7 protein-coding genes are annotated in these 11,344 nt (G+C 53.5%); 4 read left to right on the forward strand and 3 right to left on the reverse strand.

Annotation, left to right across the window (positions count from 1 at the left end; translation table 11 throughout):
- Positions 1 to 100 precede the first annotated feature (100 nt).
- The 4 genes from dnaN (at position 101) to JWR17_RS17445 (ending at position 6,784) form a co-directional block, all read left to right on the forward strand.
- A complete protein-coding gene (gene dnaN / locus JWR17_RS17430) occupies positions 101 to 1,204 on the forward strand; it encodes a DNA polymerase III subunit beta (RefSeq protein ID WP_299833189.1) in 1,104 nt (367 codons plus the stop codon).
- Positions 1,205 to 1,229: 25 nt separating this feature from the next.
- Positions 1,230 to 2,333: a DNA replication/repair protein RecF gene (gene recF, locus JWR17_RS17435; RefSeq protein WP_299833190.1), complete on the forward strand. Its 1,104-nt coding sequence runs from the start codon at positions 1,230 to 1,232 to the stop codon at positions 2,331 to 2,333.
- A 4-nt stretch (positions 2,334 to 2,337) separates the two neighbouring features.
- Positions 2,338 to 4,755 carry a DNA topoisomerase (ATP-hydrolyzing) subunit B gene (gene gyrB / locus JWR17_RS17440; protein ID WP_299833191.1) on the forward strand — a complete coding sequence of 806 codons (2,418 nt, stop codon included), beginning with the start codon at positions 2,338 to 2,340 and terminating at the stop codon, positions 4,753 to 4,755.
- A gap of 229 nt (positions 4,756 to 4,984) precedes the next feature.
- Complete coding sequence (locus tag JWR17_RS17445; protein ID WP_299833192.1) at positions 4,985 to 6,784, forward strand: SGNH/GDSL hydrolase family protein; 1,800 nt, start codon at positions 4,985 to 4,987, stop codon at positions 6,782 to 6,784.
- 15 nt (positions 6,785 to 6,799) lie between these two features.
- Here the strand turns inward: JWR17_RS17445 and JWR17_RS17450 are convergent, their stop codons facing one another.
- From JWR17_RS17450 to JWR17_RS17460, 3 genes are read right to left on the reverse strand one after another with little or no spacing between them, the layout of a single operon-like run.
- Positions 6,800 to 8,239, reverse strand: coding sequence for an MBOAT family O-acyltransferase (locus JWR17_RS17450; protein ID WP_299833194.1), 1,440 nt, complete (start codon positions 8,237 to 8,239; stop codon positions 6,800 to 6,802).
- Positions 8,236 to 9,396, reverse strand: coding sequence for a GDSL-type esterase/lipase family protein (locus tag JWR17_RS17455; protein ID WP_299833195.1), 1,161 nt, complete (start codon positions 9,394 to 9,396; stop codon positions 8,236 to 8,238). Before JWR17_RS17455 ends, JWR17_RS17450 begins: the two co-directional genes overlap by 4 nt.
- Positions 9,397 to 9,428: 32 nt before the next feature.
- Complete coding sequence (locus tag JWR17_RS17460; protein WP_299833196.1) at positions 9,429 to 11,297, reverse strand: HAD family hydrolase; 1,869 nt, start codon at positions 11,295 to 11,297, stop codon at positions 9,429 to 9,431.
- Positions 11,298 to 11,344: the final 47 nt, after the last annotated feature.

An 11,344-nucleotide genomic window follows, 5' to 3' on the forward strand; every position in this document is an offset into this window, starting at 1 on the left:
AGGAATCCGACGCGGATATTCGCGAGGACTACAAGAACCTGCTGCGGACACTGACAACCTGATGACACCAGCGCAGCTTATTAAGGCAAGGGACTAGACCATGCATTTCACCATTCAACGCGAAGCCTTGTTGAAACCTCTGCAACTGGTCGCCGGCGTCGTTGAACGCCGCCAGACCTTGCCGGTGCTTTCCAACGTGCTCTTGGTCGTTCAGGGGCAGCAGCTTTCGCTGACAGGTACCGACCTGGAAGTCGAGCTGGTTGGTCGTGTTCAACTGGAAGAGCCTGCCGAGCCAGGGGAAATTACCGTACCTGCTCGCAAGCTGATGGATATCTGTAAGAGCCTTCCCAACGATGCGTTGATCGATATAAAACTCGATGAACATAAGCTGGTGGTCAAGGCTGGCCGTAGCCGCTTTACCTTGTCCACGTTGCCGGCCAACGATTTTCCGACGGTGGAAGAAGGTCCAGGTTCGCTTACGTTCAATCTTGTGCAGAGCAAGTTGCGCCGTTTGATCGAGCGCACCAGCTTTGCCATGGCTCAGCAAGACGTCCGTTACTACCTCAACGGAATGTTGCTCGAAGTTAGCGCAGGCATACTGCGCGCGGTGGCCACTGACGGTCACAGATTGGCGATGTGCTCAATGACCGCCGAGATCGAGCAAGCGGATCGTCATCAAGTCATCGTTCCCCGTAAAGGGATCCTGGAACTTGCGCGGTTGCTGACTGAGCAGGACGGCATTGTCAGTATCGTGTTGGGTCAGCACCACATCCGCGCCACCACCGGCGAATTCACCTTCACCTCAAAACTGGTGGACGGTAAATTCCCGGACTATGAACGTGTTCTGCCAAAAGGCGGCGACAAGTTGGTGTTGGGTGATCGACAAGCACTGCGTGAAGCATTCAGCCGCACTGCCATTCTTTCCAACGAAAAGTACCGTGGTATTCGTCTGCAATTGGCCAGTGGGCTGCTGAAAATTCAAGCGAACAACCCAGAGCAAGAAGAAGCTGAGGAAGAAATTGGCGTCGATTACAATGGCGGCAATCTGGAGATTGGTTTTAACGTCAGCTATCTGTTGGACGTGTTGGGCGTGATGACCACCGAGCAGGTCCGTCTGATTCTGTCCGATTCCAATAGCAGCGCACTGGTGCAGGAGTCGGACAACGATGACTCTGCTTACGTTGTTATGCCGATGCGCCTGTAACGTGTCTACCGTCAGCAGAATTTGAATGTCTCTTAGCCGCGTCACCGTCACTGGGGTGCGTAATCTGCACCCCGTGACGTTCTCCCCTTCTCCCCGCATCAATATCCTTCACGGCGCAAACGGCAGTGGCAAAACCAGCGTATTGGAAGCAATCCATTTACTTGGTCTTGCGCGCTCGTTTCGCAGCGTTCGATTGCTGCCCGTTATTCAATACGAGCAACCGGCCTGTACGGTCTTTGGTCAGGTCGAACTGGCGGAAGGTGGCCACAACAGCCTCGGTATTTCCCGTGATCGCCAGGGCGACTTCCAGATTCGTATCGATGGCCAGAATGCCAAAAGTGCGGCGCAGTTGGCTGAGGCGTTGCCGCTTCAGTTGATCAACCCAGACAGCTTCCGCTTGTTGGAAGGCGCTCCCAAAATCCGCCGTCAATTTCTCGATTGGGGAGTGTTCCACGTGGAACCTCGCTTTATGTCGACGTGGCAGCGCTTGCAGAAGGCCCTCAGGCAGCGGAACTCGTGGCTCCGGCATGGTACACTTGACGTCGCTTCGCAAGCCGCTTGGGACAGAGAACTGTGCCTCGCCAGCGATGAAATTGACGAATTCCGCAGAGCCTATATCAAGGCACTTAAACCGGTGTTCGAGCAGACCCTGAGTGAGCTAGTTGAACTCGAAGGTTTGACCCTAAGTTATTACCGCGGTTGGGATAAGGATAAAGAGCTGAGTGCTGTGCTCGCCTCGTCTCTGTACCGCGATCAACAGATGGGCCATACGCAAGCTGGACCGCAACGAGCTGATCTGCGCTTAAGGTTAGGCGCTCATAATGCTTCGGATATTTTGTCCCGCGGTCAGCAGAAGCTAGTGGTCTGCGCCTTGCGCATAGCCCAAGGACATTTGGTCAGCCAGGCTCGGCGTGGCCAATGCATATACCTGGTGGATGATTTGCCATCCGAACTGGATGAGCATCACCGCCTCGCGCTTTGCCGTTTATTAGAAGACTTACGCTGCCAGGTGTTTATCACCTGTGTAGATCAAGAATTATTGAGGGAAGGCTGGCAGACGGAAACGCCAGTCGCTGTGTTCCACGTGGAACATGGCCGTATCACCCAGACCCACGACCACCGGGAGTGAATGCATGAGCGAAAATCAAACGTACGACTCCTCCAGCATTAAAGTGCTGAAAGGGCTAGATGCCGTACGCAAGCGTCCCGGTATGTATATCGGCGACACCGACGATGGCAGCGGTTTACACCACATGGTTTTCGAGGTGGTCGATAACTCGATCGACGAAGCTTTGGCTGGCCACTGCGATGAAATCAGCATCGTTATCCACCCGGACGAATCGATCACCGTGCGCGATAACGGCCGCGGTATTCCGGTAGACGTACACAAAGAAGAAGGCATTTCGGCAGCCGAGGTCATCATGACCGTGCTGCATGCTGGCGGTAAATTCGATGACAACTCTTATAAGGTTTCTGGCGGTCTGCACGGCGTAGGCGTTTCAGTTGTGAACGCCTTGTCCGAGCTGTTGCTGTTGACGGTTCGTCGTAGCGGTAAAGTTTGGGAACAGACCTATGTTCACGGTGTTCCTCAGGAACCCATGCGCATCGTTGGCGAGAGTGATTCCACCGGTACTGAAATCCACTTCAAACCGTCAGATCTTACCTTCAAAAATATCCATTTCAGCTGGGACATCCTGGCCAAGCGCATTCGTGAGCTGTCGTTCCTTAACTCCGGTGTAGGGATTGTTTTACGGGATGAACGTAGCGGTAAGGAAGAGTTGTTCAAATATGAAGGCGGTCTACGCGCATTCGTTGAATATCTGAACACCAACAAGACTCCGGTTAACCAAGTGTTCCACTTTAACATTCAACGCGAAGACGGCATCGGCGTCGAAATTGCGCTGCAGTGGAATGACAGCTTTAACGAGAATCTGTTGTGCTTCACCAACAACATTCCTCAGCGCGATGGTGGTACCCACCTGGTCGGTTTCCGTTCGGCATTGACGCGTAACCTGAACACTTACATCGAGCAAGAAGGTCTGGCCAAAAAGCACAAAGTCGCCACTACCGGTGATGATGCACGCGAAGGCCTGACAGCAATCATTTCGGTCAAGGTTCCTGATCCCAAGTTCAGCTCGCAGACCAAAGACAAGCTGGTTTCTTCCGAGGTAAAAACCGCAGTTGAACAAGAGATGGGCAAGCACTTCTCTGACTTCCTGCTGGAGAATCCGAGCGAAGCCAGGGCCGTTGTAGGCAAAATGATTGATGCTGCGCGTGCTCGTGAAGCGGCGCGAAAAGCGCGTGAAATGACTCGCCGTAAAGGTGCTTTGGACATCGCGGGTTTGCCAGGCAAACTCGCGGACTGCCAAGAGAAAGACCCTGCTCTTTCCGAACTTTATTTAGTGGAAGGGGACTCTGCTGGCGGATCCGCCAAGCAGGGACGTAACCGTAGAACTCAGGCTATTTTGCCGCTTAAAGGCAAAATCCTGAACGTAGAAAAAGCGCGCTTCGACAAGATGATCTCGTCGCAGGAAGTGGGCACGTTGATCACGGCGTTGGGCTGCGGTATTGGCCGTGACGAATACAACATCGCCAAGCTGCGGTACCACAACATCATCATCATGACCGATGCTGACGTTGACGGTTCGCACATCCGAACCCTGTTGTTGACCTTCTTCTTCCGTCAACTGCCGGAGCTGATCGAGCGCGGTTACATCTACATCGCTCAGCCACCGCTGTACAAGGTGAAGAAAGGCAAGCAAGAGCAGTACATCAAAGACGACGAAGCCATGGAAGAATACATGACACAGTCGGCCCTTGAAGACGCCAGCTTGCACCTCAACGAATCGGCACCGGGTATTTCAGGCGAGGCGCTGGAGCGCCTGGTTAACGAATTCCGCATGGTCATGAAGACCCTCAAGCGCCTGTCGCGTTTGTATCCTCAGGAGTTGACCGAGCATTTCGTTTACTTGCCACCGATTTCACTTGAGCAACTGTCTGACCACGAAGGCATGCAAGCTTGGCTGGCTTTGTTTGACGCGCGTCTGCGGGTTGGCGAGAAGTCGGGGCTGGTCTACAAAGCGAGCCTGCGTGAAGATCGCGAGCGCAACGTGTGGCTGCCAGAAGTTGAGCTCATCTCTCACGGGCTGTCCAACTACATCACGTTCAACCGCGACTTCTTTGGTAGCAACGATTACAAAACCGTGACTACCCTCGGCGAAAAAATCAGCACCTTGTTGGAAGAAGGCGCTTACATCCAACGTGGCGAACGCAAGAAACAGGTCACTGAGTTCAAAGAAGCGCTCGCCTGGTTGATGGCGGAAAGCACCAAGCGTCATACGATTCAGCGCTACAAAGGTCTTGGCGAAATGAATCCGGACCAGCTGTGGGAAACCACCATGGACCCAGCCGTACGCCGTATGCTCAAGGTAACGATTGAAGACGCTGTTGGTGCAGACCAGATCTTCAACACCCTCATGGGTGACGCAGTGGAACCTCGCCGCGACTTCATCGAAAGCAATGCGTTGGCGGTGTCTAACCTCGATTTTTAAGGGGTTCGGCCGACGGCATATAAAATGTGAAAAAATGGGCGGCTATCGTCGCTCTGCAATCAAAACCCCGGCCGTTTCGCCGGGGTTTTTTGCTTTAGCATCAGGATGTTAAGCGATCCAAAGAACTTCATATTCAGTTGGTCAAACAACCGAAATGCCATTAGCCGTTTCTTGATTGAATAAGCAGCTACGCTCTGCTGAATCACCCTTGGTGCCATAAACGGGGTGCTTGTGGTTGTTTGATTATCCATGCCAACTTTCTGCTGGGTTATCCATGCCTTGTCCTGTTAAAAAACTAAGCGTGGTCGCTATGCTCTGCGCAGTTGTCGTCATGGCGGCTGCTGCGCCTGTCATCGCGGAGCAATTGCCGCTGGATGTAATAGGGCTTTATGTCACGGACGCAAAGCCGTTGTCCGGCGGCAAGGAATATAGGGTCAACGACACGATAACGCTGCCAGGCGGTGTCACGGTTATTGTTTCGAAAACGTCTGCGGACACTGGCGTGGCCGAAGTTTCCATTGCTCAACCCATCATGCATGCATGCTCACCCCGTGATGCGGTCTTGTCGGAGAAATCATCTGGCGCAGGGACGGGGGCCACCTTTTCACTTTCGTTGCTAACGCCTACGGCCTACGGCACGCACCTGTTGACACGTTGTTATGCTGGGCCGGCGCTGACGGTGCAAAGGTCCGATACGAATGCGGCCAAACAGATAAGCTTTCTTCCAGATGGCTCACTCGATACAAAGGCTCTTGATCGCTTTACCGTCGCCCCCGATATTCTCCGTACCTATGCGGCCTACAATTCTGGCGTTACACCGCGCGTTTCCTTATGGAATGATCAAGGCGGCGGTCTGAACGATGCACTACAGTCCACGCCGCTTGAGCGCCCAACCCTTACCGTTGACCGTATGCATGGCAACAGCAGAGCGATAATGTTTGACTCCCATGGCGGCGCTGGCGAGTGGGATCCTGCGAACACCTCTCTGAGCCTGCCGTCAGGTGTTGCTCTTGATGCCAATCATTTCACGATAGCGGTCATCGGCGAAGCGACCTCTGCCTTCATACCGCCCGCCTTCATCACGGTTGGAGCAGTTACGGGAATAAACGTAGGGTTGCAATTTGGTCGCTATGGCTCCAGAACGATGGCCTGCGACGGTGCTGGCAATAATGCTTACGCAGCAGTGGTCCCGACGGAGACGCCTGCCGTGATCGTCTGCACGGCAGATGAGCACGGCAAGACGATTGATATGCTGGGCACCTCTACGACCACCACGGGCGGGAATAACTTCCATCTGGCGGGCGGCGCGCTAGGACAAAGCGGAGACAAGCGCTCGGGGCTAGTGAATATATCTGCGGCCATTGTCGTCCCCTGGCCCGTTGATGCAGCCACCCGCGCGGCGCTTAACGCGTCACTTGATAGCACCTTCGCGATGGTTCCACAAACCAACGGCGTCATCGTCGTTCTGGGTGACAGTCATTCGGATGGCGCCGGGGCGCCTTTTCAGCAAGGCTGGACGCACCAGATGATGAAACAGCTTGGTCGCAACGACATTCAGCTGGTCAATGCCGCCATTTACGGGGGCAGGCTTTCATATGCCATCGATCAGTGGAAAAAGTTTGCACAGCCAAACCTTGAAGCATCACACGCAGCAAACAAAATCGTGATCCTTCAAGGCGGTTATAACGATCAACAGTCTGGACAAACCGCTGACCAAATCATAGCGACCTACAAGCGCGGCGCGGCCCTCGCCCATGAAGCCGGGGCAAAAGTCGTATGCGTCGCCGACGTCATCCGCGCGGGTGCCGTCCTGACCAATAGCACGATTGCCGTGGTGAATAATGCGATTCGTGCGCCGCTGACTGGATGCGATGCGGTTATCGACTGGGCCAGGATCCCTGCCTTTAATCAGCCGGCTGGCCCCTATCCGCCACCTTACTTTGCCAGTGATCGGGTTCATCTCACGGCAAAAGGGCAGGCTTTGCAAGCGCAGATAGCTGCGACCGTTGTGAACGGTCTGCTGCGTTGAATGCCTGACGGACACTCAAAACGTTTTGTAGACGATATCAGGCGCGGGAGAATTGCTGAGCAGGATAAACACCGTTGTCAGCGTCGCGAAGATCGTGACACAAACGGTACGTGTATACCGAGACCTGACAACTGAGGTATCTCCCGCTTTAACCAATAGAGCCCATTGCCACATGTTGCGGACAATTTCGATAACCGCAGAAGCACCCGCCCATACGGCTCCCCACATCAGAAGGGTGCCCACCCAGCCCAGCGACGCATAAAACGCCCCGATCTGCTCCCAGTTCGACCAAAACCAGAACAACGTAAAAGTGAACCAGGTGAAGGTCAGGCCACGGGCTGCGATCACATAAAGCGGTTGTGCGCACAGTGCCTTGTAATTTTTCTTGCCCAAGCGCTGCGCCATTTGGATTTGATAGAGCTTGTTAACGGCTACCCCGCCGCCCTGAAGGATGCCGAACATCACGAATTCTGATGTTTGCCCGTGCCAAATACCGACGAGGAAGAACGTTACGAAAAACGCAATTACACCAAGAAAGGGCTCAACGGCACGGGCCGGGAATCGTTCCATTAGCTTCAGCAGCAGCGTGTAATACACATAAGTCTTCAGCCAGTTCGACAGAGACATGTGCCAACGTCCCCAGAAATTTATGAAGTTTTCAGCGATAAAGGGATTGTTGAAGTTCTCCGGTAACTTGAGGCCAAAAAAATACCCCACGCCTATCACCACATCGGTATAACCAGAAAAGTTGCAATATAGAAACAGCGGATAACTGACCGCTACTATCATTCCTTGGGCAACTAGCCCCCACATCCCCATCGTTTCCGGAAGCAGACTCAGCGCCTGTCCTTGCATGTCGTGGAGAATATGTGAAAGGACAAACACCTTCAAAAAACCAGTAACGATACGCTCGAGGGCACGTCCGATAATCACAACATTCGGACGGGAAAGCTTGTCAGTCTGGTCTTTGTAGTCTGGATAGAGCTGAATCGGGCCGGAAATCAACGCCGTGAAATTGAGCGTGTAGTTGGCATAGCCTAACGGCGTGATTGAAGGCAGCGTGCCGCCACGGGCATCGATGACCAGATGCAACACCCGGAAAAAAACATAGGACAACCCAATCGTGGCATAGGGAAAGGAAAGAAAGGCCTGTGACGGAAAGAATCCGTATTTCTTAAGCCACGCGAACACTAGAACAAGCGCGACCAATGAGGTTACGAACAGCAAACGATTGTTATCCTCCGCTGTTTTTTGGGCGAGGCGCATCAAGACAAATCCGAAAACGAGGAACAATAGAAACGGAACGCACGAAACAATGCTTTGCATTTGGCTGGCGAAAAAAATGATATTGGCGGCTAACAAAACCACCTGCCGCCACGCTGCAACTCGGAAAAGATTGAAAGCCACAGCAGCGATAGCCGCAAAGCCTAGAAATTCAAACGACGGCACATTCATAGAGCGGTCCTTTGCTGAAGGGAGGCAATGGAAGACGGCGAGGCGCAACCCGCAAATTTACTGTCCGACATGTTGATTAGCCGCGATACGACGGCATCGGCTATAACAGCATGGCCAGCTCCGGAGGGGTGACCATCAACAGGGTAATAAAGGTCAGCAGCGTTTTTCAGACGACTGAAATCGTCGCTGGTATTCACATAGATAATGCCGTGACGCGTTGCTATGTCACCGATTGCCTTGCTAAAAGCCCATGGGTCCACGCCAGGAGGTGTTGGCGTACCACTCAGCATCGCGACCTGGGCGCGCTGCGGCACATAAACCAATATGAGGGGAATATTGGCAGCCTGTGCCTGATCTGCCATGTCCGTTAAAAGCTTTTCATAAGTATCAAGTCGTTTTTGCCAAAACGGCGTAAAAGGCGTACGTAGGAAATCCGCCTTCTCGCCGTAAAGTAGATAAAGGTCAGTGAATGCTTTGGCATTCTTGAAGTAAAAATATTGCGCGACATAAGCAGATCTCGCCTGTTGCTTAATGGCGACATAGATACGGTTAATGAGAGGCGGTGGAGGCGGCGGTGATGCAGGTGCGGAACTTACTTGCTCGAAATCTTCAGGGTCTTTCTCAAGATCGAATGGAACGATACTTGTGATCAAAACATCGGGATCGAGTTTGAGCGCTTGGTTGAAATCGAGTTTCGCACGGTTCCAGTTATACCCAATACTGGCAACGTCTTGGATATCGATGGAACGATGACATAACGTCTCTAGGGCGGTGCCTACGCGAACCGGGTAAATCTGTTCAAACGGTACTATATAGCCTTGTGTCAAGGACGAGCCAAAGGCCACGATACGTAATGTCCCTTCGGGCTTCGCCGCGCAAGAAGTTGCAGATCTGGAACCACAATCGTTGTAGTGGTTCGTGACCCACGGCCCTTCAGGGGCCTTGGTTGTCGATGTGCAATCGGGTTTGAAGCGCGTGCCCATGGTGTCATCCGGAATCTGACAGGCATCTAGAGGCTGCGTCGGGTAGAAGTACTGCGCAAGCAGTTCGCTTGCGCCCAGAAGACAAACAAGCGTTAAGAAAACTATGAGCGGAATAACAAATAAATCCCGTTTCGGGAGTACGGTATCGTTACCATTATTTGGATAGTCTTCCATGGGCCTGCGCCGCCTGTTTAGGGTGTGGATCACTACGTTGCTTCATGCCTGACTCGCATCGGCGGAGCCGATTTATCGATATCGGTACGTATCTCCCAGAGAGTTGCACCGTTTGTGTCTTCCATCGCCAGATCGAACCCCAGCTTCTGATAATGTTTTTGCACCATCATGTTGCGCTCAGTGGGGATAAACTCCCCTACCAGACGGGTGATGCCGCGCTTGCGCGCCTGCCCCATGATCTCCAGCAGAACACTTTCTTCTACCTGACGCCCAAGCACCCTGCAGCTCATTAACCAGGTATCAATTTTCCACGTGTCAGGCGCTGACGGCTTGCAGATGATGACGCTAATCATGCCGTTGTCGCCAAACCGGTCGATCAGGCGAACCTGCCGCGTGAACGTGTCGGGCGCATGTTCCGCCTCCAACACATCGGCTTCGGTGTAACGGCGCGTGGTCAGATTGTATTGGTTGGATTTGTTGATCAGCTGCGAGATCCGCGAGCGCCCCGTGGCGTCAAACGGCTTGAATACAATTTCCATGTCCAGAGACGCCAGATAGGCGTCAACATCCCCTGCCTGCTGTTGCAACGTAATGCGGCGCGCATTTTCCTGATAAAGCGCTGCACGCTTGCGATCTTCTTCAGAAAACGCGACCGTTTCAAAATAACCTGCCGCAGCCAGTGTGCGCGCATATGAAGCGGGGTCTTCATCCAGCTCCGGAACCGCAACTTCAGGAAGGATTTGCCTGATAAGTCCCCGTTCCACAGGGTTGTCATCAAGAAAAACCATGGCGTCGAGCCCCAGGGATAATTCCTGCGCGATCGCTTTGATGTTGGTGGCCTTGTCCTGCCAGTTAGCCTGAAACACAGCGAAATGCTCCTCGCGCAAAAGCATTTCGGGATGCTCTTGAAAAGGCCGTCGGGCAATTTCGTCGGTATTTTTTGAAGACACAGCCAAAACAATGCCGCGCTCACGAAGAGCAAGGGCCATGCGCTGCACGGCCAGATGCGCCTCACCGACAGCGTCGCCCTGTGCGATTTTAATGCCTTCAAGCCCATCATCACCGATGATGCCGCCCCAAACCGTATTGTCGAGGTCAAGGATAAGACAGCGGCGGCTGCGGCCGCGCAAAGCCGCGAGGATACGCACCATGTGGTCGGCGTAAAGCGGCAGAAACTCACTGCCAAATGGCAATTTCGCCATATTCCATTCGGACGGTGAATGCCAGGCGTCAAGCCCAGCTATGGCCGCCAAATGCGCCACATCGAACAACAGGTCTTCGGTTTTCGACAGGGCATCGACGATACGCCGGTTCAGTTCGTCTATCAGCCAACGCATCGTGCCAGGAACGCGACGGTCATAGCTGCCAAACAGGCTTTCGGGCGACGGAGCCAAGGTTTGCATGATGCACAGCCCGCCGCCGTTACGATGCACAGCACTGCGCACGCTCTGCAGATAATTCAAGGCCATTTCCACGTTGGCCATCGCTGTTGCCGCATCGCCCGGCGTCGGCTGCCAGGGCAACGCCCGGTAATCGACGGCGATCAGAACCGCATGCGGACGGAAGGTATTTATCGCTGAATGTTCGTCAGTCGCATCTTGCAATACCTGGTCATATTCGCCTTTGACCGTTTTAAGCGCCAGCCCGTGCCGCGCCGCGCTGGCCATAAGCGCGGGCGCAACAAAATCCTGGGTTCCATTGCCCAGAATGCCCAGGCGTATCTGCGTCAATGGCTCAAGCGAGGCGCCGGCGGCTTGTAATTTATAAATAGAACTTGCCAGTTTCTGAAGATGATTTCCGTCCATCGCGCAATTGGCCAGCGCTTGAATCCTGCGCCCCAGGTCAGGAGTATCAAGCTTAAGTTCACGACATTTAACGGAAAAATCAGCAGGCGGTTGCACCAGCCATGGAAGATCGCTTATCGATTTTGACATGTCTTATATCCTGA

It is taken from the genome of Pseudomonas sp. (assembly GCF_028293835.1).
Classification (GTDB): Bacteria; Pseudomonadota; Gammaproteobacteria; order Pseudomonadales; family Pseudomonadaceae; genus Aquipseudomonas.